We start from the raw sequence: 24,585 nt of genomic DNA, 5'->3' as shown, positions 1-24,585 counted from the left end.
AGGTCCGGGCTCCGCACACCGAACCGCACCGCCCAGGACGGCCCGGCCCGCCACGACCGCGTACCGCCGAATGCCCCACGCCTCCCGCCCGATCAGCCCATTGTCATCAGGTCCGACGGGCGTTGAACGGCACAGCGGCGCGGCCGAAATGGCCGAAGACGGGGGCGAGCGCCAGCTGCGCCGCCCCCTCGGCGACGAGCCGCCGCCCGCCCCCCGCGGCTTCCACCGGCACGGTGGCCCCGCCGCCCTCGTACTGGGCGCGCCCGGCGAGTACGGCGCCGACGCCGCGTACGTAGACATCCGGGGCGGCGTCCACCGTGCGGCCGCCGAGCAGCACCCGGTCGACGTCGAGCAGCCGTACGAGGTTGGCAGCGCCGACCCCCAGGAAACGTGCCGCCGCCGCGTGGTCGCCCCCGGCGACGGCGGCCAGGCAGAGCGCCTCGACACAGCCCCGGCCACCGCAGCCGCACGGCGGTCCGTCCAGCTGGACCGTCTGGTGCCCGAACTCCCCGGCGCCGGTGCGCGGCCCCCGGTAGAGCGCGCCCCCGAGCACCAGTCCTGCACCGAGACCGGTTCCGAGATGCAGGTACGCGAACGAGTCGCCGGGACCGCGCAGCGCCAGTCCGAGCGCCGCCGCATTGGTGTCCTTGTCGAGGACGACGGGCAGCCCGAGCCGTCCGGCGAGCGCCTCGCGCAGCGGATAGCCGTCCCACTGCGGGAATCCGGTGACCCGGCGCAGCACCCCGGTGTCGTGGTCGAGGGGGCCGGGTGCGGCGACCCCGACCCCCAGGACCGGGGACGGGCCGCCGGCCGGGCCGGAGCCCGCGCCACCGTCTCCGGCGTCCGGCTCCGCGAGCGCGCCGACCAGGCCCGCGACCGCCTCGACCACCACGGCGGCGCCCGCGCCGAAGTCCAGCTCCGCACTCCGCCCGGACACGACCTCGCCCGCCAGGTCCACCAGCACCGCGCTCACCCGGTCCCGGTCCAGGTGCAGTCCGACCGCGTACGCCGCGCCCGGGACCAGCCGCAGCACCGTGCGTGGTTTGCCTCCGGTGGAGGCGCGGCGCCCGGCGTCCGTGGCGAATCCGTCCGTCCGCAGCCGGCCGGTGATATTGCTGACGGCCTGCGGGGTGAGCCCGGTCCGCTCGGCGAGTTCTATACGGCTGATACCGGCCTCACCGGCCGTGCGCAGCAGTTCGAGCACGAGCGCCGCGTTATGACTGCGCAGTGCCGGCAGGTTGGCGCCGGATCCGATGGTGTCGCTCCTGTTCACACCCCCATTGTGCGGGACACTTGCACTTTGGCAACACCGTTGCTTAAGTGGATCGCATGACTGCAAACCCGCTCCGCGTCGGACTCGTCGGCTACGGCCTCGCGGGCTCCGTCTTCCACGCACCACTGATCTCGGCCACCGAAGGCCTGGTTCTCGACACGATCGTCACCTCGAACGAGGAGCGCCGGGAGCAGGCGCGCGCCGAGCTCCCCGGCGTCCGGTTCGCCGACACCCCGGACGACCTCTGGGCGCACGCGGGCGAGCTGGACCTGGTCGTGATCGCATCGCCGAACCGGACGCACGTGCCGCTCGCGACCGCCGCGATCGAGGCCGGGCTGCCTGCTGTCGTGGACAAGCCGATCGCGGGCACGGCCGCCGAGGCCCGCGAGCTGGCCGCGCTCGCCGATGAGCGCGGACTGATGCTCTCCGTCTTCCAGAACCGCCGCTGGGACAACGACTTCCTGACCCTGCGGGCCCTGATCGCCGACGGCCGGCTGGGCGACGTACAGCGCTTCGAGTCCCGCTTCGAGCGGTGGCGCCCGCAGCTCAAGGGCGGCTGGCGCGAGTCCGGCGACCCGTCGGACATCGGCGGGCTGCTCTACGACCTGGGCAGCCACGTCGTCGACCAGGCGCTGGTGCTCTTCGGCCCGGCGGTCCGGGTGTACGCGGAGTCGGACGTCCGCCGCGCGGGCGCACGCGCGGACGACGACACCTTCATCGCGATCACCCATGCCGGCGGTGTCCGCTCCCATCTGTACGCCTCCGCCACCACTGCCCAGCTCGGCCCGCGCTTCCGGGTACTCGGCTCCGCGGCCGGCTATGTGAAGCACGGGCTCGACCCGCAGGAGGCGGCGCTGCGCGAGGGCGCGCGCCCCGCGACCACCGCGCACTGGGGCGAGGAGCCCGAGTCGCTGTGGGGCCGGCTCGGGGCGGGCGAATCCCCGGTGACGGGCGGCGGTTCACCCGTACCGACGCTGCCCGGCGACTACCCGGCGTACTACGCGGGCGTCGCGAAGGCCCTGCGCGAAGGCGGACGGCCACCGGTCACGGCGGACGAGGCCGCGGCGGCACTGGACGTCATCGAGGCCGCCCGGCGCTCCGCGCGCGACGGAATCACGGTGGAGCTGTGAGCGCCGCACGGCCGGACCTGCCCGGTGTCGCGGAGCTGGAGGAGCAGGAACGGCGGCTGGTGCTGCGGCAGTTCGACCTGGACGACGCCTGGGCGCTGGGCGCCCTGCTGACCGGCCTCGCCCGGGAGCGCGGCGCGCCGGTGGCGATCGACATCCGGCGTGGGGCGCAGCAGCTGTTCCACTGCGCCCTGCCGGGTTCGAGCGCCGACAACGACGTCTGGATCGAACGCAAACGCCGGGTCGTCGAGCGGTACGCGGCGAGTTCCCTGCTGGTGGGCGCGCGGTTCCGCGCCAAGGGGACGACCTTCGACGACACGTCCCGGTTGGACCTGGACCGGTATGCGGCGCACGGCGGTTCGTTCCCGCTGATGGTCGCGGGCACCGGGGTTGTCGGCACCGTCACGGTCTCGGGTCTGCCGCAGGCGGAGGACCACGCGCTGGTCGTGGAGGCGCTGACGCGCTTCCTGGCGACCGGATGACCCAGGGCGACCGCCCCCGCCCGAGCGCGGATCAGCGGCCGTACGCCCGCAGGAAGACCCGCACCCCGACCGCCGTGAGCCGGTCGGTCTCCGCCGTGGGGAGCGGGCTCACGCCCCAGTAGGACCGGTGCACGATGTCGGTCGACGTCAGCGTCATGAAGTGTGCGGCGGCCTGGGCCGGGTCGCCGTGCACATCGACCAGCCCCGCATCGCCCAGGACACCCATCGCGACGGCGAACCGGCGTCCCACCGCGCGCGGCCCCGCCTCCTGCCAGGCGTCCAGCACCTCGGCGGGGACGTGCCCGGCCTCCGCGTAGATGTGCCGCACCAGCGAGAAGTGGTTGCGGAACTCCGCCATCAGACCCACCCAGGCACGGGCCAGGGCCAGCAGGTCCCGCTCCAGATCCGGCGCCTGCGGCAGCCGGTTGACGTCCAGATACCTTTCCAGCAGGGCCAGTTGGGCGTCCCGCACCTGCCCCGAGCTCCACTGCACCACCGTGCGGAAGAGCTCCTCCTTCCCGCCGGGGAAGTGGTTGTAGAGGGTGCGGGTGGAGGCGCCGGCCTCGGCGGCGATGGTGTCGATGCTCGCGCGCGAGTAACCGTCCCGCCCGAAGACCACACAGGCGGCGTGCGAGATCGCGGCCGCCTTGTTCGTCCTGGCCCGGCGCGGCGGGGCGACCGGGGACCCGTCGGCCGCCTTCGCGGCCTTCCCGGCCGCCGCTCCGCCTTCGGCACCTGTGCTGGTCATCGGCGCTCCTTCGTCATGACATCACGATATCTACAACATACGTTGCGCTTTCTACAACGCCCGTTGTAGCTTAGTGGATGTGGACGTCGGCAAGGGCGCCACGGCAGACCACTCGACTCAGCACAGGGGGACCGCATGACCGAGACCACGAACGCCATCGAGAGCGCGAACACGACCGGCACCGAGCCCGGAACCGTTCCCGACGGCCGTTCCGCCCGCCGGGACGCGCCCCTCCGGGTCGCCGTCATCGTGGGGAGTGTCCGCGGCGGCCGCCTGGGGCCGACGGTCACCGACTGGTTCACCGGCACGGTCGGCCACCGTACGGACATCGAGCTGGACGTCATCGACATCGCGGACCTGGAGCTCCCGGTGCACATGCCCGGCTGGGACGGTCTGCCCGCCAGCACGGCGGGGACCCAGTCGGCGCTGGCCGACGTGAGCCCGCGGCTGGCCGGCGCCGACGCGTTCGTCGTCGTCACACCCGAGTACAACCACAGCTTCCCCGCATCGCTGAAGAACCTCATCGACTGGCACTACACGCAGTGGCAGGCCAAGCCGGTCGGCTTCGTCTCGTACGGCGGGCTCGGCGGCGGGCTGCGCGCGGTCGAGCAGCTGCGGCAGGTCTTCGCCGAGCTGCACGCGATGACCGTGCGCGACTCCGTCAGCCTGCACGGACCGTGGTCGGGACTCGGCCCGGACGGCAAGCCGCTCGACGAGACGGTCTGCGGGGGCGCCGCCAAGGGCATGGTCGACCAGCTTGTCTGGTGGGGCCGCGCGCTGCGTACCGCCCGCACCGACCACCCGTACGGCAGCTGACCGCGCCATGCGTACCGCAGCGAGCACCGCCGGCACCCCCGGTGGCTCAACCGGAGCCGACCCCGGCCTTGCGGGCATCCTCACCGTCGTCATCGTCGGCTCGGTCATGGCCGTGCTGGACGTGACCATCGTCAATGTCGCCCTGCACCCGCTGGCGGTGGCGTTCGGCGCCCCCGTCAGCACCGTCCAGTGGGTGTCGACCGGCTACACGCTGGCGCTCACCGCCGTCATCCCCGTCGCGGCCTGGGCCATGCGCCGCTTCGGCGCCAAGCGCACCTATCTCACCGCGATCGTGCTCTTCGCTCTCGGCTCCGGGCTGGCAGCCCTCTCCTGGAACATCGGGACGCTGGTCCTCTTCCGGGTGCTCCAGGGGCTCGGCGGCGGACTGCTGATGCCGGTCGGCATGGCGATGGTCATCCGCGCCGCCGACCGGGAGCGGATGGGCCGTCCGATGGCGCTGCTCGGCATTCCGGTCCTGATCGGCCCGGTGAGCGGGCCGGTCCTCGGCGGCTGGCTGATCGACGCCGCTTCCTGGCACTGGATCTTCCTGGTCAACCTGCCGGTCGGCGCGGTGGCCCTGGTGCTCGCGGCGCGGCTGCTGCACCGCGACGAGCCGCAGCCCGCACAGCCGCTGGACGTGCCAGGTCTGCTGATGCTCTCGCCGGGCCTCGCCCTGCTGATCTACGGCCTCTCCACGGGCGGCGCGCACGCGGACTTCACCTCACCGGGGGCGCTGCTGCCCGCAGTCGCGGGGCTGCTGCTGACCGCGGGGTTCGTCACTCGCGGGCTGACCGCACGGTATCCGCTGCTGAAGCTGCGCCTGTTCCGCGACCGTACGTTCGCCGCCGGCGTCGCCACGATGGCGCTCTTCCCCTGCGGCTACTTCGGCTCGATGCTGCTGACGCCGATGTACTACCAGACGGCGCGCGGCCTGAGCGCCACCGATGCGGGGCTGCTCGGTATCCCGCTCGCCCTCGCTGTCGGCGTCTCGATGCAGATCGCGACCCGGCGGACCGACCGGGTGTCCCCGCGGCTCGTCGTCGTCTCGGGCATCGCGGTGGCCGCGGTCGGCCTGTCGCTCTTCGCCGCTCAGGCCGGGCCCGGAACACCGTACTGGCGGCTGTGCGCGGCGTTGCTGGTGATGGGCTCGGGCGTCGGCATGGTGATGATGCCCGTCAACACGGTGGCGACCCGTGGGCTGGCCCGCGAGGACGTGCCGTCGGGGAGCACGGTGCTGAACATCGTCTCCCAGGTCGGCACATCGGCCGGGACGGCGCTGGTGTCGGTACTGCTGGCAGCCCGCTCGGCCGGTCCGACGGGCGGCGCCCCGCGGGCGGACGCCTTCCAGCACACGTACTGGTGGGCGGTCGGGCTGCTGCTCCTGGCAGCCGTACCGGCCCTGCTGCTGCCGAAGGGCCGCCGCCGCACCCCCATGGAGGCTGCTCCGGAGCCGCTCGGGCAGCCGGCGCCGGGCGCGCCGGTCAGCGCCGGCCGGCCGGAACGCCGGACGCCGGCCTGAGCCTCCGGTGGGCGGCGCGCCGGGCCGAAGCGGTCACGCCGGGGTCAAGCCCTGTCACACGACGAGAGCCCGCGGGCCGGTGGACTGCCACCGGCCCACAGGCGTGACCGCGGACATGACCACTGTCATGGCCGCAGGCACCCGCTCAGCCGCGTTCCCGCACAGGCGGGCGGCTCCCGCTGCCGGGCGGACCGCCCGCTACGCGTCCTTGAGCGGCTGCCGCTGCCGTCCGAGCCCTTCGATCTCCAGCTCCACGACGTCGCCGGCCCGCAGATACGGCTTCGGGTCGGGCTGCCCCATCGCCACTCCGGCGGGTGTTCCGGTGTTGATGACATCACCCGGGTAGAGCGTCATGAACTGGCTCAGATACCGCACCACTTCGCCGACCGGGAAGATCTGGTCGGCGGTCGTGCCGTCCTGCTTCAGCTCACCGTTCACCCACAGCTTGAGCGGGAGCGCCTGCGGGTCGGCCACCTCGTCGGCGGTCACCAGCCAGGGGCCGAGCGGATTGAACGTCTCGCAGTTCTTGCCCTTGTCCCACTGGCCGCCGCGCTCGATCTGGAATTCCCGCTCGGAGACGTCGTGGGCGACCGCGTACCCGGCGACATGACCGAGCGCCTCCTGCGCCGACCCGAGGTATCGGGCCGTACGCCCGATGACGACGGCCAGCTCGACCTCCCAGTCGGTCTTCTCGCTGGCGCGCGGTACGAGCACGGTGTCGTCGGGGCCGACCACCGTGTCGGGAGCCTTCATGAAGACGATCGGCTCGGCGGGTATGGCCGCGCCCGTCTCCGTGGCGTGGTCGTGGTAGTTCAGCCCGATACAGACGATCTTGCCGATCCGCCCGAGCGGCGGCCCGATGCGGAGCACCTCGCCCTCGATGGCGGGCAGCTCCCCGGTCGCGGCGGCTGCCCGTACCCGGGCGAGCGCCGCCTCGTCGGCGAGCAGCTCTCCATCGATGTCCGTGATCAGCGCGGAGAGGTCACGGAGGGTTCCGTCGGCGTCGAGCAGTGCGGGGCGCTCGGCCCCGGGCGTTCCGACACGCAGCAGCTTCATGGTCAGTCTCCCAACGATTGGACCGGTCCGGCCGATGGGTTGCGGCCATCGGGGGGATTGGCTGATCCTCCAAGTTCGAGGTCCGGGCCGCAAGACCCCGTTCATCAGCTGGACCACCGTGACTCTCAGCTGCGACGCCAACACCGCAGGTCGGGCCGTTACAACGGGCTGGCCGCGACTGCCCCCGCGGGCACTGTGTCCCGGTAGAGGAAGGCGCGCTCGACAGCGGTCCAGGTGGTGCTGGTGACGACGTACAGCGCGGCGGCGAGCGGCACGTAGGACACCGTGAGGAGCGTCGCGAACGACATCAGCGGCATCACCTTGGTCATCGCGCCCATCGCCCCGGCCCCCGGGCCGTCGGTGGCGGCGGGGACCGGGGCTGCGGCCATCATCCGCTTCGTGCGGCCGTAGTTGAACGTGGCGACGGCGGCGACGATCACGAAGAGCACCAGGTACACGGCCCCCTGTTCACCGAGGAGCCCGCCGTGCCCGAACGCGTCCTTCAACCGGCCTCCGAGGGGGCTGCCCATGAGCGTGTGGCCGAGGAGGGAGTTCGACGAGCCGCCGATGTTCGCGCTGGAGAAGAGGTGGTACGTCACGAAGAACGCGGGCATCTGCAGCAGGCTCGGCAGGCAGCCGCCGAGCGGGGAGATCTTCTCCTCGGCATGCAGCTCCATGATGGCCTTCTGCATCTTCTGCGGGTCCTTGGCGTGCTTCTTGCGCAGTTCTGCCACGCGCGGGGCGAGCTTGGTGCGGGCCTTCTGCCCGCGGGCCGTCGCGCGGGAGAGAGGGTGCACGGCGAGCCGCACACAGACAGTGAAGAGAATGATCGCGGCGGCGGTCGCCGATCCGTGGAAGAGCGGCTGGAGCAGGTCGGCGATGTGCGTGACCAGGCTGGCGAACGCAGCGAAGAAGGAAGAGAACACGGGAAAACCCTCCGGGGGTCTCGTCGCGGGCCGGACAGGAAGACATGTCGGCGTGACGGACCGCAGCGGAGAACCGTGCACAGACGTGGTGCGGAGGGAGTCCTAGGCGGCCGTCGGGACGGGACGACCGGGTGCGCGGGGCCTGGGCCTGCCCGAGGCGTCGGGATCGCGTTGCGGCAGGAAGGCCGTACGGCGCTCACGGTCTCGGATGGCCGTACGGATCCGGGTGCGCGGCACAGCGGGCGCGTTGCGTGAGGTGATGAGCGCGCAGGCGGCGAGCGCCGACCCGACAGCGGCGGTGGCGGCGAGTGCGACGGCCGAGGAGAGCGTGCCGCCCTCGACGAGCATCGCCTGAGCGAAGAGGAGGAAGAGCAGCGCCACCGCGGGACGGGGCAGTCGCACGAGCCGACCGGCCATGTCTCCCACCCCTTCCGGTGTCCGCGTCACGGGGGCACCGGGTGCTCCATGCCGCGTGCTGAGTACTCCACGATGAAAAACGTATCTCCAGCCGTTATACACGACCCGCTTCAATCGGCTCCAGCAGCCTGCGCGGCCCCAGGAGCGCGCGGCCGACCGGGTTGGCAGCTCCGGGACGAGCCCCTCTGCCACTGCTGCTCCACCCGCGCCGCTGGCCCGCCGTCCCCGGCGAAGCGGCCGGGCCGGCCGGCTCGAAGACCCGGAGGCCGGTTCGGTTCCGGACGGGGACGTCAGCTTCCCCCCTCGCGGCCACCGGCACCGCCCTCACCACCGTGCTCACCACTGCCGGCGCCACCAACGGCGCTGCCGGTCCCACCGCCGGTGACTCCGATCGGATCCCGGGCGAGCACCTCCTCGTCCGGCCGTGCGTCGCGCTCGCGCGGCCCCGCGTACGTCACGGCGAGCGCGACCACGAGATTGGCGCCCAGCGCGACGATGCCCGCGTTCACGCCCCACACCGGATCGTGGTCACTGAAGACGAACGCGCAGACCACACCAACACCGACCACGAGACCGCTGCCCGCGCCGAGCAGCGTCAGCCGACGCCACACGAGCCCGAGGAGCAGCATCGGCAGGAGCTGCGCCATCCCCTCGTACGAGATCAGGGACAGCCGTACCAGGGTGTTGGGCGCGGTGTACGTCAGCAGCAGCGCCAGCGCGCCCGCCACGACGACCACACACTGCGACGCGCCCTTCTGCCGCTCGCGCCACCGCGGTACGAGCGAGAGCACACTGCGCCCCCACATCGTTCCGATGACCAGCATGAAGATGGCCATCGGAACGATCGAGGAGAGGGCTGCCGCGACCCCGATGACGCCGACGGCCCAGGCGGGCAGCGAGTCCACCACCAGTTTGAAGAGCGCCAGATTGGAGTCGGTGCCGGTCAGGTGCGGCACCACGAACAGAGCGGCGAGACCCAGGAACATCGGGACGAAGAGCAGGATGTTGTACGCGGGCAGCCAGACCGCGTTCTTCCGCAGCACGTCGGCGTTGCGCGCCCCGAGATACCCGGCGACGGTGGTCGGGAAGATCACCACGGTCAGCGAGTTGAGCAGCGACGTACTCACGTACCAGGCCTGGCCGAGTCCGCTGCCGCCCGCTCCGCCGCCCCCGTGGCCGGGAAACGTCAGCCAGTCGCCCTTCTCGGTGACGACGCGGTGCAGGAAGTCCCCGTAGCCGTCGAAGTAGTGCAGTGGCACGTAGAGGGCGAGGAAGGCGAGCGTGCCGATGACGAGTGCGTCCTTGAGGACGGAGACCCAGGCGCTCCCCCGCAGTCCGCTGACCACGACGAACCCGGTGGTGACTGCGAAGGCCACGAAATACGCCCAGTTGAGGCTGATCGCGCCGTAGGAGATGGTCGAGACGACGACGCCCATGCCGGTGATCTGGAGCTGGATGTACGGCAGCAGGAAGACGGTCGCGAGGACGGCGACGGCGGCGCCGAGCCAGGGCTTGCCGTAACGGTGCGCGATCATGTCCGTGATCGAGACGAGGCCGTGCCGCCTGGCGTACGCCCACAGCGTCGGGCCCACGACGTAACCGATCGCGTACCCGCAGGACATGTACGCGACCACGTACAGCACCGGGGCCCCGTAGTTGTAGCCCCAGCCGGCCGCGCCGAGGTAGCTGAAGCTGGTGTAGCCCTCGCCGGCCATCAGCACCCAGATGAAGACCGAACCCAGACTCCGCCCGCCGACGGACCACTCGGCGAGCCCGCCGGTCCGGCCACCGCGGACGGCGACCAGGCCGAGTACGACGGTCGCGACCATGAAAACCGCGAAGATCGAGGTGGCGACAGCGGCGTTCACCGGCGATCACCCCGAGGGTCCACGTCCTGGCCCGCATGCCGGCCCGCATGCCGGTCCGCGCGCCGGTCACCGCGGTGGGTCAGCCAGACGGCGAGCGGCGTGAGAAGCGTCGCCGCGATCATCCAGAGGAACAGGAAGGGCAGTCCGAGCAGAACGGGCCGCACGCGATTGACGAACGGCACCGCCCCCAGGAACAGCACAAAGGGCACAAGCAGCCACAACAACTGAGGACGACGTCTGAGCACGTCAGAGACCTTAGGCCCTGCCGGTCCCGCCGATCACGGGCTCAGGGAAACCGGCCGGGCCGGATCCGGCCGGTACCGCCCCCGTCCGGGAGGCCGTGGCGGTGGTCTCGCGTACGGTCAACGCGGCCGCATGGACCGCAGGGTGGCCCAGACGGCGAGCCGGTACCGGGAGGTGTACTCGGGTGTGCAGGTCGTCAGCGTCAGGTAGTAGCCGGGCGTGCTGTACCCGTACTGCGGCCTGACGGTGCTGCGCGGCACCGCGGCGATCACCCCGCCGTCGCGCGAAGAGGTCTGCGGGAGCCCCTTGTCCACGACATAGGTGTACACGGCGCTGCCGGTCTCGACGGTCACGGTGTCGCCGTGGCGCAGCCGGTTGATGTAACGGAAGGGCTCGCCATGGGTGTTGCGGTGCCCGGCGAGCGCGAAGTTACCCGCTTGGCCGGGTCCCGCGGTCTGTACGTAATGCCCCACATAGCCCTTGTTGAGCACATTCTGCTTGCTGACGCCCTGAGCGATGGGAGCGGTGATCCCGATACGCGGGATCCGGATCACCGCGAACGCTTTGTCCCAGGCCGGGGCACGGGCCGCCCGCCGACCGCCCCCGGCAGCGGACCGCGTACGGCTTCCCGAACTGTCGCGGGAGCCGGCCCCGGAACCGGAACCGGCATCCGGGCCGGGCGACGGAGTGGCCGGAGTCACATCCCCGTCACCGGCGCCGCTCCCGCGCCCCGGGCCGCCCTCCCACTGACGCTCCAGGGCCTGGACCTGATGGGCGGCGCCCTGCCGGGCCTCGCGATTGGTCCACCACAGCTGGTGCACGACGAAGAGCAGCACCACGAGCCCCAGCGTCATGGTGACTTCGGCGCCGGTCCACAACCCGCGCGCGAAGGCGGTGCGGCGCCGCGAAGGCGCCCGCTGCACCACTACCGGTATCGCATCCCGCATCGGCTGCTGCACGGGCGGCACGATAAGCGCTGGATCCCGAAGTCTCCAGAGCCCCGTCCGGCAGTACGGTGTGGAGCATGCGCCCCGACACTCCCGCCGATCACCAAGCCGAAGCCGAGCGCCTGCTCCGCACCGCCGAGCAGTACCCGGAGGACCAGGAACCGCTGCTGCTCCAGGCCGCGGCCCACCTGGAACTGGCCGGCGACCGCGCCCGCGCCACGACGCTCTACGACCGGCTCCTGGCGGGCCCGGCCGAGAACCTCGCCCTGATCAAGGCCCTGCAGGCGGCCAACCTCTGGGAATACGGTCACGAGGCGGAAGCCCGCGCCATGATCGACGGCATCCGCGCCTCCACCCCGCAGGACCCGGCCCCCTGGGCCATCGTCGCGGAGACCCTGGAGGCCCACGACGAACCGGACGCCGCCCACGCCACGTTCACGAAGGCCCTGACCCTGCTGGTCGACCCGGCGGAGGACGTCCCGTACGCGGCCCAGGCCCTCCTCACGGGCCGCCACCGCGTGAGCCGCGCCCTGGGCAACGAGCACGACGCTTGGGACGCCCTGGCGGACTCCCTGCACACGGGCGACATCAGCCTCGACGAACTCCACGACCCGAACCGCCTGTGGGCCCTGGGCTCGAACGACCCGGCGGTACTCCGCGCGGAAATCGCCCGCCTCCAGTCGGAGTTGGGCACCTACCGGGCGGCGCTGTCCCGCCCGTTCCCGGTGGCGGTACTGCACTGGCAGGCCCCGGAACTCACCGAACTCGTGGCGGCGTACCCGGTCCTGGAGGCGGAGTACCCCTCGCACGCGACGCACCTGATCGAGATCGAAGCGGCCCTGCGGGAACTCGCGGCGGCCGGCACCACGAACCTGGGCATCGTGACCGGAAGCATCCCCTCGTACGAGGCCTTCGCCGCCTCGGAGTCGGCCTCCCCGTCGGAGACGGCCCTGCTCCCCCAGTACGCGACGACGCTGGCAGCCCGGGGCCGCGCCATCTCCTGGCCCCCGGCACGGAACGCGGTGTGCTGGTGCGGGTCGGGAGGGGCTTACCGGGGGTGCCATGGGGCGTAGGGGCCCTACTGGACGTTTCCCGTGGCGCTATGAGTGAGCCGGCCGCGGGCCGTGACCCTAGTAATCCTGCGTGGAGTCAGAGACCTGCCCGTTCCCGGCGGAGGAACGGACACGCTGAATGTGCAGGTGCCGAAAGAGGCGGATGACCGGGCGGACCAGCAGCTCGATGCTGCCGATGAGGAAACACCACGTCCCCGTCACGGTCCAGTCGTCGGAGAAGAACATCACGCTTCCGACGATGAACCACACGGCGACCAGGATGTCGTTGAGGATGCTGGCAACCTCGTAGCGCCGCCGGAGGGCCACTTCCTCACGCCCGATGTGCAGCGTCAACGTGCCAGAGCGCATGCCTGTACTACTCATACAGCCACGCTACGCGGCGCACCCCCGCCTACACGGGCCTCCCCCCGGGGCGGGCGACACAAGTCCGCCGCCGGGCCGGGTGGTGCGAGCGACGCCCGAGCCGGCGCCGCTCACCACCGCAGGACGGGCGTCCGTTACTCCGCCCGCCCCAGCTCCTCTTCCTCGACCCGGGCCTCGGCGCGGGCCTCCTCGATATGGCGCTCCACCCGTGCCGCCGGGAGCCTGAACCTCAGCGCCAGCAGATAGACGACCGCGGCGAGAACCAGGTTGACCAGGAAGCCCCAGCCGAGCCCGATGTACCCCAGGCCGCCGTCGTAATCGCCCACCCAGCTGATGACGGCCAGGCCCACCAGCCACGGCGCCAGCCACGGCAGACCCGCCCGCCAGTCCAGCTTCGGGGCTCGGCCCTTGTCGGTGATCTCGAAGATGGCCAGGAGAACGAAGCCGATGCCGATGGTCGCGAACAGCTTCCAGTTGGTGTTCCAACCGGCCCAGTAGACGATCAGGTTCGCCGAGTACAGCCCGAGGAACGGAATCACATCGCCGCCGGGCACCCGGAACGGCCGGTTCCAGTCCGGTATCTGGCGCCGCATCGCAGCCAGCACGAGCGGACCGGAACCGAAGGACAGCACCGTCGCAGAGGTGATGAATCCGACCAGCTGCTGCCAGCTCGGGAAGGGCAGGAAGACGATCAGCCCCAGCACGAACGTGACGACCAGACTGATCATCGGCGCCCCCCGCGAGGTCGTCTTCGTCAGCGCCTCCGGCGCGTTCCCGTTCCGCCCCATCGCATACGAGATACGGGCCGTCACCGTCGTGTAGACCAGTCCGGTGTCCGCGGGAGAGATCACCGCGTCGACGTACAGGACGTACGCCAGCCAGCCGAGCCCGATGGCACTGGAGATCGCGGCCAGCGGGCCGAAGTCGTTGGCGAACGTCAGGCTGAGCCAGCCGCCGGAGGACTTCAGATCGTGCCCCGGTACCGAGGCGATGAAGGCGATCTCAAGGAGGATGTAGATCACTCCGGTGACCAGCACCGAACCGATGACCGCGAACGGGACGTTGCGCTTGGGGTTGTCCGTCTCACCCGCCAGCTCGACGCCTTGTCGGAAGCCGAGGAAGGAGAAGGTGATTCCAGCGGTCGAGATGGCGGTGAAAATGCCCTTCATCCCACCCGGCGCGAACCCGCCGTACTCCGCAGCGGTGAAGTTCCGGCCGTGGAACGCCGTGACGGCGAAGGAGACGACCACCAGGATGATGACGGCCAGCTTCCACCAGACCAGCGCGTTGTTGACCCGCGCGAACCAACGGATACCGAAGTAGTTCAACGCCACGAAGAACGCCATCGCGATGACCGCGATCACATAACCGAGTGGCGTCAGGGTGTGCGCCCCGCTTTTGGGATGGAATTGGGTGAAGTCCGCCCACTTGGTGGCGTATTGAAGGGCGCCTTCCACCTCGATGGGAGCTACGGTCGCCGCGGCGATCCAGTTGATCCATCCCGTGGTGTAGCTGGCGAACGACCCGAAGGAGATATGCGGAAAACGCACCACTCCACCGGATACCGGAAACATGGTCCCCAGCTCGGCGAAACACAGCCCGATGAGCAGGATCATCACCGCGGCGATCGCCCAGGAGAAGATCGAGGCCGGCCCAGCCAGCCTGGCCGCATTGAGCGCGCCGAAGAGCCAGCCAGAGCCGATGATCGACCCCACACCGGCGAACAACAGGCTGATCCGGCCCATGTCTCGCCGTAGCCTTGGTTTCTCCGAGGATCCGCTCGGAGGATTGGATATATCGGCCATACGGCATCCCCTTGTCCCTGCGCCCCGGCTTGGCCAGGCCGTCGGTTCTACGGCTTCTTCCGCACAACCACTTGACCGGGCCGGGGACTGCCCTCCGGGGGCAACGCGACGGGAGGCGATACATCCGCTCCGCACGCCACTCACCGAGAGAGATCGGCATTCCTGTAACGCGCACCTACCCAGAAGGCGGCGTGCAAGGCCGGTAGATCGACACCTAAACCGTGCTGTGACCTGCGACCACCGCCTCCTGGTCAGTCCGCACAAATCACGGTGATCAACATGGCCGTACTGTCCCCGCTGCACGGCGAAGGCCCCTGCCGTGGCAGCGGCCTTCGCTGATCCCGACGGCACATCAGACGTGTCGGGCATGTGGTCACAGGCGGTGCGCCAGGACCGCAGCTTCCTCACCGAAGATCGCGGCGCTGTCAGTAGCGGGTGTTAAGACTGAGGGCACGACTTGCACAACGTGCCACGCTCACGAAGGGAACGCACGTGACCAACACGGGGGACCGCGCACAGCCAGTAGCCGGCGTGTACGAACGGCTGCTGACCGATCGACTCCAAGACGAAGTCGACCAACTCGCTGCTGGCGGTTGGGCTGCCATCACCTCCGACGTGAGCGACGCGTCTTCCCCCCATGTGCTGGCTCAATATGTAGGTGAAGCCGTACAGCGGGCCTTACGAGGGCTGCCGCACAAAGATCGAATCGACGCTGCCAACCGCATCATGCAGTCACTTCCCACCGACTCCGATGCCGAAGCAGTGGAAGTCATCGCAGAGGGCCCCCGCCAACTAATGGCGCTGGCTAGGCAGGAGAGCAAGGGCGTCTACGCCATCAGGCCTCTCACGCCGCTCTCCGAGACTGCTCTCCTCACCAACGCTCCTGAAGATCCGAGCCTGGGGACCGAGCTTCGCGCGGAGCTCGCCACAGCTGACCGAGTCGATCTATTGTGCGCCTTCGTTAAGTGGTACGGCTTGCGTGTTCTGGAAGACTCCCTCAGATCGGCGAGGGATCGTGGAGTCCCCATCCGTGTCGTGACCACCACCTACATGGGTGCCACGGATCGTCACGCACTCGACAGGCTGGTCCGGGACTTCGGTGCAGAAGTAAAGATCAACTACGAGACCAGATCCACGCGCCTTCACGCCAAGGCATGGCTCTTCCGTCGCAATACGGGATTCGACACGGCCTACGTAGGCAGCTCCAATCTGTCCCGAGCTGCGCTACTCGACGGGCTGGAGTGGAATGTCCGACTGTCTGCCGTCGCCACACGTCCCGTACTGGACAAGTTCGAGGGCACCTTCGACTCCTACTGGAATGACAGCGCATTCGAGTTGTACAGACCCGAGACTGACTGGCAGCGACTCGATGACGCCCTAGCTCAGGCAGGTGGGCAACGGAGCGGAGACGATCTCAAGATCAGCCTGTCCGGACTTGAAATGCATCCGTTCGCCCACCAGAAAGACATGTTGGAGCGGCTCCGTGTGGAGCGCGAGGTTCACGACCGCCATAAGAATCTACTCGTCGCCGCCACGGGCACGGGTAAGACCGTCATGGCGGCGTTGGACTACAAGCGCCTCCTCCATGAGGCGGAAGAGAACGACCTGCGGCTGCTCTTTGTCGCGCACCGCAAGGAGATCCTGAAGCAGTCACTGCGCACCTACCGAGAGGCGCTCGACGATCCATCGTTCGGGGAACTCCTCTATCAGGGGCAGCGGCCGAAGGAATGGAAGCACGTCTTCGCCAGTGTCCAGTCCCTCACGGCCACACGCCTAGACGAGTTGGAAGCCCACCACTTCGACGTAGTGGTGATCGACGAGTTCCATCACGCCACGTCCAACACCTACCGGCGCATCATCGAACACTTCCAGCCGAGGGAGCTGTTGGGGCTTACCGCTACACCGGAGCGGATGGACGGAAAGAACGTTCAGGACGAGTTCTTCGACGGCCGCATCGCGGCAGAGCTGCGGCTATGGGAAGCCCTAGAGAATGACCTCCTGTCACCTTTCCACTACTTCGGGATTCCCGACGGAACCGACCTCACCAGCGTCACCTGGAAGGGTGGATCCTACGACCAGGGCGCGCTGAGCAATGTCTTCACTGGAAACCACGCTCGCGCACGTCTCGTCGTCAAAGCTATTCAGGAGAAGCTTGCAAACCCCGGCACCATGCACGCCTTGGGGTTCTGCGTATCCAAGGCCCATGCCCACTTCATGGCCGACTTCTTCCGCAAGGCCAACTTCTCCGCCGTAGCCCTCGACAGTGACTCATCAAGTGAGGAGAGAGACAATGCACTTGGCGCTCTCAAAGCTGGAAGAATCCAAGTAATTTTCTCGGTTGACCTCTTCAACGAAGGTCTTGATGTACCAGATGTCGACACTCTTCTCCTTCTGAGGCCGACGGGCAGTGCAACTGTTTTCCTTCAACAGTTGGGGCGAGGACTTCGACGTACTGTGTCGAAGCCGGTATTGACGGTCCTGGATTTCATCGGCCAACATCGGGCAGAGTTCCGCTTCGAGGAGCAGTTCAAGGCCCTAACCAGCTTTACGAGAAGTCGCCTCGTCGAGCACATAGAGCACGACTTTCCGCAACTTCCATCAGGCTGCGACATCATCCTAGAGCCGCAGGCAAAAGACCTGATCCTCAACAACATCCGCAAGCAATTGAAGCTCGACATCAACGCTCTTGCCAAAGAGGTGCGTGAGTACGCCCAGCACGACTTGGCTGATTATCTCCGCGAGAGCCGCCGCGATATCAGGGAGCTCTACAAAGGAAAGAACTCGTGGACACGCATCCTCCGACACGCGAGGCTCCTTGAAGACCCCTCCCCAAACGGGGAGGACGAACTCCTGAAGCGCGCGCATGCTTTCCTTCACGTCGACGACCCCGACCGGGTGAGCGCGTACTCTCAGCTCCTCAGTGACGACGCCCCCAACTACAATGACCTTGATCCAGAGCATCAAGCCTTCGCCCGCATGTTGTTCTTTACCCTGTGGGACAAAGGTGGTGGCTTTACGAGCTACAGCGAAGGGCTCAACTCCTTGGGAGGCCAGCCTTATCTACGCCGAGAGCTCAGGCAAATCCTTGATCATGGGCTTGACCAGGCAGATCACGTCGCCACCCGACTGCCTGCCCCACAGAGCCACCTCCCTCTGCGAGTACACAGCTGGTACAACCGTTCCGAAATCCTGGCCGCGATGAACATTGCCAAGTTTGGCGGCCAGATGCCTGGAGTATTCGCTCAGGGCGTGACATGGAGCGAAGAGCTCCAATCCGACGCACTACTGATCACTCTAGAAAAGGACGAGAAAGACTTCTCGCCGACGGTCCGATACAAGGACTTTGCGGTCAGCCCGACACAATTCCACTGGGAGTCGCAGAACAGCACTCGGGAGGACTCCCCCACTGGGCGCCGCTACAGAAACCACGTTGCTGACGGAAGTCACGTCCTCCTGTTCCTTCGCCGATACAAGGACACTGACATCGGCAAGGCACACCCATGGATGCTGTTGGGCTCGGCCCAATACCTCAAGCACCAAGGCAACAACCCGATGGCGATCACGTGGAGACTCGACCGCGACCTTCCCGCTGATGTCTGGTCGTACTCGGCGCTCACGGCAGGATGACCTAAGGGGTCCTTGCACTGCGCCTGCCCGGGTCGTGCGCTCATAGTGCAAGGACCCCTAAAGTTCGCCACTCCGGTCGGCCCAGCGACGCCGATGAGCCCGAAGATACTTTCGTCTCACCTTGTGCACATCATGCTTCACATAGAGATCGCCAATTACCTGTTGCGTCAGACCATCGACAATCTCGAAACGATCAGTGATCAGCCGGGCTCCATTATCGAAGAGCACGTGACAATTTGGACACAGACTCAGGATATTATCCGGCTCATCCGGCCCGAGGTGTGGCGCTCCCAAGGCGTGTATGTGTGCGCCCTCGCTGTACGTAGCACCGTCCAACCCCACAGCGAGGGTAGTCCTGCACATCTGACACGTATTCCCATACAGCGCCTTTATGGCGCGCACATGCTTCGTATTGCGCACCCTTCGCTGCGTGCTGATGTACTTCGCAACCGAGCGCTCAAGATCGGTCGAATCGTCGCGATCAGGATCCCCGCATACTCCGGTGGCCGTCTGCAAGGGATCTTCGATCCCATCCTTGACCAACCTGTACTGCCACATCAGGTGCCCCCGCGCTGTACGAACACCCCAGTAGTCGTCGACTTGATAGAGCCCGGCGTACTCATACCCCTTGCGCGCCTTGCCGCTTACTATGCCCAACCCTCGGACAAACCGAATAGGCAGCCCTTCCCTGAAGTTCAGGACCAGCCCTGCGTTGGACCCGGCCAACTCCTGATCCTTGGTGATGTGGCCCGATTTGTCACGATCTCCTCCTCGGGCGGTGTAGATGATGGTGTCGCCGTAGTCCTCGTCAGCGGCGTACCCTCCGCTGGCCACGATGGAGTCCACACCTTCAGCGGCCGTCCCCGAGATCCCCGCGCCTCGCTGGCGATGCACATTCTTCGCATACAACTCGTTGTGCGAAGCGAACGTCTGCCCCTCCAGGACGCCAGGAGGCGGGCCAAAATAGATCTTCTTGGGTGAACCGTTCGAGGGCGACATCCGAACATGTTGGCGACCTCGACCAACTGAACGGCCCCCTGATCGAACCTTGGCTAATTTCGAGCGCTTGATGACCTGTTCACGTCTGTCACACACGAACCCTTCGGGACGACCCGTCTTCGAACCGTTCGCCGGCCTCGATGAGTCCTGCTGTCCGACCTACAGCGCCTTTCGTAGCTCAGCCTCAAAGTGTCTCTGCGCCCGATCCAACGCCTCGTCCGGGTCGCACCCATGAGCACGGAGCCAGTGGAGGAAGTCAGCGATTACATCAATCGCAGCCGCCTCCGCTACTGCCACGCTCAACACCGTCGAGGTCGCGGAGCGAGGCAGCTTCGTCGCTCCGTACACAGCGAGCATCGCTTCCGCTCTCGCCACCCCCGCGCCTTCACTGTGGCCGTTCTCCCGATTCTCCGAGACGAGCCCCGTTGCCAGCTCGCACCAAGTGACCTTTCGATCCGCGCGCAATTGGACGCCCCAGCGGTCCACCATCGCGTCGACCAGCGTCATGCCCCTGCCTGCCTCAGAGTCCTCGCTTGTGGCGATCAATGTGGGCAGGGCGCGGGTGTCAGGGTCGTGAACCTCAATACGCAGGTACGTGCCGTTCATCGAGACGGCGAGCGTTGTCGGTGTGCCGGGGCCGACATGCCTGATGACGTTGGCTGTCAGCTCGCTGACACACAGCTGAGCCGTCTCAATCTGTTCCTGGAGGCCCCACAGGCCCAGGTGCAACCGCATCACGTTACGGAGACCGGCCACTTCCTCCGGTTCCGCCGAGAAGGCGAGCTCCCAACTCTTGCGCTGGACCCCACAGCGACAATCGTTCATGTACGTCAACCCCTTGATACTGAAGGCTTGTTAGCGTCACGCAATGACTCCCTCACTGAGAGTGGCAGTGGAACTCTCAAAATGGAACTCTCATTTAGGGCTGTGCGAAGCGCTGGGCGGTGACACGCGCCCCCGGCGTACGCCGTCTTGCCGCGTTGGCGCCACAGCGGCAGTCTCAGCGGGAGTTCGACATGAAGGGCTGGACACATGGCCGTTGGTCCCACCACACGTAGACGTCAGCTGGGCTCGGATCTCCGCCGCCTACGGGAACGCAAGGGCCTCACCCTCGAAGAGGCGGGCTCGGCTGTGGGCGTCTCCAAGGCGACGCTGAGCCGATATGAGACCAAGGAGGGCTCCGTAAAGTGGCCCACTGTTGACGCGCTCTGCCGTCATTACGACGTCAGCGACGAGGAGCGCGAGGCCCTCGTCGAGCTGGCCAAGGGCGCCAAGATCCAGGGGTGGTGGCGCTCTCTGGCCGACCCCATCCCGGAGTCCATGAACCTCATGCTCACGCTGGAAGATGAGGTGCTCAGCGAGGAACACTACGCCTGCATGTACGTGCCAGGGCTTCTCCAAACCCGGGCCTACGCCGAAGCCGTCCACCGCGCCTCCGAAATGCGTTGCACCGAGCAGGAGGTGCAGCACATGGTCGATATCCGGATGAAGAGGCAGGAACTCATTAAACGTGAACATCCGCCGCACATTTGGGCGGTCATTGACGAGGCAGCCATCCGTCGCAGGGTTGGCGGCCGCCACACGATGCGGGATCAGCTCCTGCACTTGCTGACGGTTGCCGATCGCCCCGATATCACGGTCCAGATCCTGCCGTTCAGCACCGGAGCACACGCCGCAGCCGTAGGCAGCTTCACCATCCTTGGCGGCCAGACAGCTCACTTGGATGTCGTGTACGTGGACATCATCGGTGGCGGCCTGTTCATGGAGAAGCCGAGAGAAATCGAACGCTATAGATTGGCCTTCCAGTATCTCTGTGCGCAGGCACTCGACATCGACGCCTCCGCCGACCTCATCCGATGCGTGGCCAAGGAGAGTTAATGACCAAGGGGCCGGAACCTCGCTGGTTCAAATCGACCTTCAGCGGGGGGAGCGGCACAGAGTGCGTCGAGTGCGCACCAGCATGCGACGGAACGCTGGTGCGGGATTCGAAGCAGCCGAGTGCCGCCCGGCTCACTGTGAGTGGACCCGCTTGGGCAGGTTTCATAGGAGCGCTGCGCGCAGAGCAATTCGGCTGAAGCCCCACGGCGGGCACGGCCGCGCGGAGCCGCTCGTGCACTCCCCGTTCACGCCAGCTCGCGCCCGCCCCCAAGTCAGCATCCGGCAGCCGCATGGTCCGGCCAATCGACGGCATAACCCGCGGCCCGCCCCATCGTGAGCCGGGCGTATCGGAGCAGTTCGCGGACGATACCTGCGTTGCCCATGGCCCACCCCGTGCATGGTTCGAGTGTGTTCGCGGTGGCCCGGTGTTCGATGTTCGACCAGCGCACTCCCGCCGCGTCCTCGGTTGCGCGGGAAGCGAGGTCCGCGGCGAGGGTGTGTGCGAAGTCCAGGCCGTCGCCGTGTTCGACGTGCCGGTCGCACGCCAGGGCCAGGACCCCCGCCGTGCCGCAGCACCGGCCGTTGTTGTCCCAGAACCCGGGGTGGGTCCGCTGCGGGAGTCCGGAGTGGGTGACCGTGTACCAGCACTGGTCCGCGAGCGCCCGCCATACCGGGTCCTGGAGAACCGACCCCAGCAGTCTGAACACCTGGGCGTCACCGGTTGGGCCATGGCACCAGCCGTAGCTGTAGCGCTCGGTGAGGTCCGGGGAGTGCTGCGGGTCGGAGTGCGGGACCCTGAAGCCCGTCGGGCCCGCCTCGTTGCGGGCGACCACGTCCGACGCGCCGAGCACTGCCAGTTCGGTCAGGTCGGGGCGCCCGGCAGCCCGGCCGACGGCGGCCAGTGCGTACGCGATGCCCAGCGTGCCGTGCGAGAGGTGGTGGAACCGGGCCGGTGTCCCGGACAGCGACTCCCACTGCATGCCGCCCGCTGTCCGTTCCGCGGTGCGGAGGTAGGGCGTCACCGCGCGTACGGCCAACTCGGTGTCCCCCACGGCCAGTGCGCCCAGGGCGATGCCCGCGTTGCCGATGAGCAGGTCGAACCATCTGTCGTCCCAGCGCGTTCCGTCGAACCGGGACCGCACCCGCTGCAACGCCCGGTCCGCGGCCGCGCCTGCGGCCGTGTCTCCCAGCAGTTCGTGCACTGCCCGCAGGGCGACGGCCATTCCGGTCAGGCCCGTGTACAGGGAGCTGCCGTCCCACTCATCCGCGGCTGCCGCGAGGGTCAGCGCGCCCCGCACTGCGGCATCTCCGTACCGGTCCTCGCCGAAGTGCTCCCGGCCTTCGATCAGCGCCAGTACGATCCCGGCAGTCCCGCTGTAGAGGGTGGGGTCCAGCTCCTCGCCGGTCGGTGTCTCCGGCCAGGCCAGCCCGTTCCCGGTGTCCCGCGCCGAGCCGACGAGCCAGTCCAGGCCTCCCCTGCCCAGGGCCTCGGCGCCAACGGACAGCCCGCGCTCATCGATCATCCGGCCAGCGTCCCACGGCCGTACCGGGCGGCCAAGGGTCTTTCTTGCCTGCCGGGCGGGCCGGAGGACATGCTGGACCGGTGCCAAAACAGCGTAAGCGGAGGAATCAACAGCGGGGCGGCCCGCTGCGGGGTGCCGGTGCGGGGCGGTGGGAAGTGGTTTTCGAGACCCAGGACGCGGCGGAGTGGCAGAGCGCGGTGCCCCGGATCCGCGCCGAACTCGGGCTGACCGATGCGTCGATGTTGCGTGTGGAGACGTTGTGCGGTCGCGCGGAGCAGCCGACGGTCTATCGCCTGAGCAGGTTCGTCCCGTATCCGCGGGCAGAGGAGACAACGCAGGCGTAGCGGCCGGCACGGGAACGGTCCGGTCGGCGCCGGCTGATCGCCCCGCAGCGCCTTTCCGTACGGACAGCTGGGCCTGTTCAGCCCCCTGTGGCCGGATCAGCGGTGGGGCACTCGCTGAGAATCGGTGAGCCGAATCGGGTGGGACGTGACGCCCCGTGCGGCCCCGGCCGCACGGGGCGTGCGTTGGGGGAGGGAGCCGGGGTCAGCGGGGGGTGTGGTCGATGCGCAGCAGGTGCGGCGCCTGTGCGGCCGGTTCGGGCAGGCGCAGCGGCGACCGGCCGGGGGTGATGCTGCCCAGCAGCCTGGCCCCTCGGGCACCGGTGCCCGAGGGGAGGGTGCCCGGCAGACCATTGACGGTGAGGAAGCCCAGAACGGCGAAGGCCAGGGCCTCCTTGGCGTCGGACGGCAGGCCCAGGTCGTCACTGAGCCGCACTGACACGCCGGACAGTTCCTCGGCGATCATGCGCATCAGTACGGGGTTGCGGGTACCGCCTCCCGAGACGACGAGGCCGGTGACCCCGTAGGTGCGGCAGGGGTCTGCCACGGTGACGGCGGTGAGCTTGGTCAGGGTGGCCAGCACGTCGTCGGCTGCTGTGGGCACCGCGTCCAGTGCCCGCTGCAGGTAGGGAAGGTGGAAGTGTTCCTTGCCGGTGCTCTTCGGGGCGGGCCTGCGGTAGTAGGGATCGTCCAGGAGTACACGGAGCAGCTCGGGGCTGACCCGGCCGGCGGCAGCCCGGCGTCCGTCCTCGTCGAAGGAGGCGGCGCCGCCGGTGAAGAGCCGCACGGCCGCATCCAGCAGTGCGTTGGCGGGTCCGGTGTCGAAGGCCAGCGGCTCGGCGCCGGGCACGAGGACGGTGACGTTGGCGATGCCGCCGAGGTTCAGCGCTGCGGGTGTGCCGGTCAGGGCGCGCAGCAGCAGCGTGTCCGTCATGCCGACCAGCGGGGCCCCTTGCCCGCCCGCGGCCACGTCCCTGCTGCGAAGGTCGGATACGACCGGGAGCCCGGTGGCTTCGGCGATCCAGGCCGGCTGGCCGAGTTGGAGTGTGCCGCGGACCGCGCCGTCCTCGACCCAGTGGTGCACGGTCTGGCCGTGTGAGACCACGAGGTCCGCGGCGCCCTCGCACAGCTCCCGCAGGGCGCGCCCGGCCGCTTCGGCGAAGGCTTGCCCGATACCGGTGTCCAGCGCGCAGACGGCCTGCGCAGTCGTGGCAGCCGGGGGCAGGGTGTCGGCGATCAGGTCCCGCAGGTCGTCCGGGTAGGGAATGGAGAGATGGCCCAGCGGCTGCAGGTGCAGAGTGTCGCCGTCCAGGCGGATGTCGGCGGCGGCGGCCTCGATGGCGTCGTAGGAAGTGCCTGACATCAGTCCGATCACGCGCATGGTGTCTCCCGGACCGCGGTCCGCCTCGCGGGCGGGGTCGGCTGCAGGTGGGGCATGGTCTCTCCAAGGGGCCGGTGGACTGCAAGCGGCCGGTGGACGGCAGACGGCCGGTCGGCGGGCAGGGGCTGTTGGGCGGGCGGGGGCTGTTGGGCGGGCAGGGCAGCCACGGGGTC

At 68.5% G+C, this 24,585-nt stretch carries 23 protein-coding genes; 9 read left to right on the top strand and 14 right to left on the bottom strand.

All coding sequences use genetic code 11. The annotated features are described in order from the left end of the window. Positions 1-106 precede the first annotated feature (106 nt). Positions 107-1,273, bottom strand: coding sequence for an ROK family protein (locus OG584_RS22840; protein WP_405780512.1), 1,167 nt, complete (start codon positions 1,271-1,273; stop codon positions 107-109). Between the two features lie 56 nt (positions 1,274-1,329). On the opposite strand from OG584_RS22840, the gene OG584_RS22835 reads away from it, so the two are divergent. Together OG584_RS22835 and OG584_RS22830 are read left to right on the top strand one after the other, a co-directional pair. Further along, entirely contained in the window at positions 1,330-2,403 is a 1,074-nt protein-coding gene (locus tag OG584_RS22835; RefSeq protein ID WP_405780510.1) for a Gfo/Idh/MocA family oxidoreductase, read from the top strand. Further along, positions 2,400-2,882 carry a heme-degrading domain-containing protein gene (locus OG584_RS22830; RefSeq protein ID WP_405780509.1) on the top strand — a complete coding sequence of 161 codons (483 nt, stop codon included), beginning with the start codon at positions 2,400-2,402 and terminating at the stop codon, positions 2,880-2,882. Before OG584_RS22835 ends, OG584_RS22830 begins: the two co-directional genes overlap by 4 nt. A 31-nt stretch (positions 2,883-2,913) precedes the next feature. Here the strand turns inward: OG584_RS22830 and OG584_RS22825 are convergent, their stop codons facing one another. Further along, positions 2,914-3,630: a TetR/AcrR family transcriptional regulator gene (locus OG584_RS22825; protein ID WP_405780507.1), complete on the bottom strand. Its 717-nt coding sequence runs from the start codon at positions 3,628-3,630 to the stop codon at positions 2,914-2,916. Between the two features lie 135 nt (positions 3,631-3,765). On the opposite strand from OG584_RS22825, the gene OG584_RS22820 reads away from it, so the two are divergent. Both OG584_RS22820 and OG584_RS22815 read left to right on the top strand, forming a co-directional pair. Further along, positions 3,766-4,446, top strand: coding sequence for an NADPH-dependent FMN reductase (locus OG584_RS22820; protein WP_405780505.1), 681 nt, complete (start codon positions 3,766-3,768; stop codon positions 4,444-4,446). A gap of 7 nt (positions 4,447-4,453) precedes the next feature. Continuing rightward, on the top strand, positions 4,454-5,965 hold the full coding sequence (locus OG584_RS22815) for a DHA2 family efflux MFS transporter permease subunit (RefSeq protein ID WP_405780503.1): 1,512 nt from the start codon (positions 4,454-4,456) through the stop codon (positions 5,963-5,965). Between the two features lie 198 nt (positions 5,966-6,163). On the opposite strand, the gene OG584_RS22810 is transcribed toward OG584_RS22815, so the two are convergent. The 6 genes from OG584_RS22810 to OG584_RS22785 all read right to left on the bottom strand — a co-directional run bounded on the left by OG584_RS22810 (position 6,164) and on the right by OG584_RS22785 (position 11,422). Then, positions 6,164-7,021 carry a fumarylacetoacetate hydrolase family protein gene (locus OG584_RS22810; protein ID WP_405780501.1) on the bottom strand — a complete coding sequence of 286 codons (858 nt, stop codon included), beginning with the start codon at positions 7,019-7,021 and terminating at the stop codon, positions 6,164-6,166. 158 nt (positions 7,022-7,179) lie between these two features. Further along, on the bottom strand, positions 7,180-7,947 hold the full coding sequence (locus OG584_RS22805; protein WP_405780500.1) for a YidC/Oxa1 family membrane protein insertase: 768 nt from the start codon (positions 7,945-7,947) through the stop codon (positions 7,180-7,182). Positions 7,948-8,049: 102 nt separating this feature from the next. Next, entirely contained in the window at positions 8,050-8,364 is a 315-nt protein-coding gene (locus OG584_RS22800) for a DUF6412 domain-containing protein (protein ID WP_405780498.1), read from the bottom strand. Between the two features lie 290 nt (positions 8,365-8,654). After that, positions 8,655-10,232 (bottom strand): sodium:solute symporter, encoded by a 1,578-nt coding sequence (locus OG584_RS22795; protein ID WP_405780496.1) that lies wholly within the window; start codon positions 10,230-10,232, stop codon positions 8,655-8,657. Continuing rightward, positions 10,229-10,477 (bottom strand): DUF3311 domain-containing protein, encoded by a 249-nt coding sequence (locus tag OG584_RS22790; RefSeq protein ID WP_405780494.1) that lies wholly within the window; start codon positions 10,475-10,477, stop codon positions 10,229-10,231. Before OG584_RS22790 ends, OG584_RS22795 begins: the two co-directional genes overlap by 4 nt. A gap of 117 nt (positions 10,478-10,594) precedes the next feature. Then, positions 10,595-11,422, bottom strand: a complete 828-nt coding sequence (locus OG584_RS22785) for a class E sortase (RefSeq protein ID WP_405784231.1) — start codon at positions 11,420-11,422, stop codon at positions 10,595-10,597. A 77-nt stretch (positions 11,423-11,499) separates the two neighbouring features. Between OG584_RS22785 and OG584_RS22780 the strand changes: the two genes are divergently transcribed. Continuing rightward, complete coding sequence (locus tag OG584_RS22780) at positions 11,500-12,495, top strand: SEC-C metal-binding domain-containing protein (RefSeq protein WP_405780492.1); 996 nt, start codon at positions 11,500-11,502, stop codon at positions 12,493-12,495. A 57-nt stretch (positions 12,496-12,552) separates the two neighbouring features. Here OG584_RS22780 and OG584_RS22775 read toward each other — a convergent pair whose 3' ends face one another. Further along, positions 12,553-12,858, bottom strand: coding sequence for a YrhK family protein (locus tag OG584_RS22775; protein WP_405780490.1), 306 nt, complete (start codon positions 12,856-12,858; stop codon positions 12,553-12,555). Between the two features lie 134 nt (positions 12,859-12,992). After that, a complete protein-coding gene (locus OG584_RS22770) occupies positions 12,993-14,603 on the bottom strand; it encodes an APC family permease (protein ID WP_405780488.1) in 1,611 nt (536 codons plus the stop codon). Positions 14,604-15,155: 552 nt separating this feature from the next. On the opposite strand from OG584_RS22770, the gene OG584_RS22765 reads away from it, so the two are divergent. Then, the gene (locus OG584_RS22765; protein WP_405780486.1) at positions 15,156-18,290 is read left to right on the top strand and encodes a DUF3427 domain-containing protein; all 3,135 of its coding nucleotides are present in this window, start codon (positions 15,156-15,158) and stop codon (positions 18,288-18,290) included. A 57-nt stretch (positions 18,291-18,347) separates the two neighbouring features. Here the strand turns inward: OG584_RS22765 and OG584_RS22760 are convergent, their stop codons facing one another. Both OG584_RS22760 and OG584_RS22755 read right to left on the bottom strand, forming a co-directional pair. Further along, the gene (locus OG584_RS22760) at positions 18,348-19,289 is read right to left on the bottom strand and encodes a YDG/SRA domain-containing protein (protein ID WP_405780484.1); all 942 of its coding nucleotides are present in this window, start codon (positions 19,287-19,289) and stop codon (positions 18,348-18,350) included. Positions 19,290-19,448: 159 nt separating this feature from the next. Further along, positions 19,449-20,114, bottom strand: coding sequence for an ATP-binding protein (locus tag OG584_RS22755; protein WP_405784229.1), 666 nt, complete (start codon positions 20,112-20,114; stop codon positions 19,449-19,451). 207 nt (positions 20,115-20,321) lie between these two features. Between OG584_RS22755 and OG584_RS22750 the strand changes: the two genes are divergently transcribed. Both OG584_RS22750 and OG584_RS22745 read left to right on the top strand, forming a co-directional pair. Then, positions 20,322-21,167: a helix-turn-helix domain-containing protein gene (locus OG584_RS22750; protein WP_405780482.1), complete on the top strand. Its 846-nt coding sequence runs from the start codon at positions 20,322-20,324 to the stop codon at positions 21,165-21,167. Next, complete coding sequence (locus OG584_RS22745; RefSeq protein WP_405780481.1) at positions 21,146-21,364, top strand: DUF397 domain-containing protein; 219 nt, start codon at positions 21,146-21,148, stop codon at positions 21,362-21,364. The genes OG584_RS22750 and OG584_RS22745 overlap by 22 nt, the downstream gene beginning before the upstream one ends. A 75-nt stretch (positions 21,365-21,439) precedes the next feature. Here OG584_RS22745 and OG584_RS22740 read toward each other — a convergent pair whose 3' ends face one another. Next, a complete protein-coding gene (locus tag OG584_RS22740) occupies positions 21,440-22,690 on the bottom strand; it encodes a lanthionine synthetase LanC family protein (RefSeq protein ID WP_405780479.1) in 1,251 nt (416 codons plus the stop codon). A 155-nt stretch (positions 22,691-22,845) separates the two neighbouring features. On the opposite strand from OG584_RS22740, the gene OG584_RS22735 reads away from it, so the two are divergent. Then, positions 22,846-23,034: a hypothetical protein gene (locus tag OG584_RS22735; RefSeq protein ID WP_405780477.1), complete on the top strand. Its 189-nt coding sequence runs from the start codon at positions 22,846-22,848 to the stop codon at positions 23,032-23,034. Between the two features lie 202 nt (positions 23,035-23,236). On the opposite strand, the gene OG584_RS22730 is transcribed toward OG584_RS22735, so the two are convergent. Continuing rightward, complete coding sequence (locus OG584_RS22730; RefSeq protein ID WP_405780475.1) at positions 23,237-24,412, bottom strand: anhydro-N-acetylmuramic acid kinase; 1,176 nt, start codon at positions 24,410-24,412, stop codon at positions 23,237-23,239. Between the last annotated feature and the right edge of the window lie 173 nt (positions 24,413-24,585).

This window comes from Streptomyces sp. NBC_00859, assembly GCF_045161865.1.
Taxonomy (GTDB): Bacteria; Actinomycetota; Actinomycetes; order Streptomycetales; family Streptomycetaceae; genus Streptomyces.
Note: the sequence above shows the minus strand (reverse complement) of the source record. Positions and strands in the feature narration are given on the sequence as shown.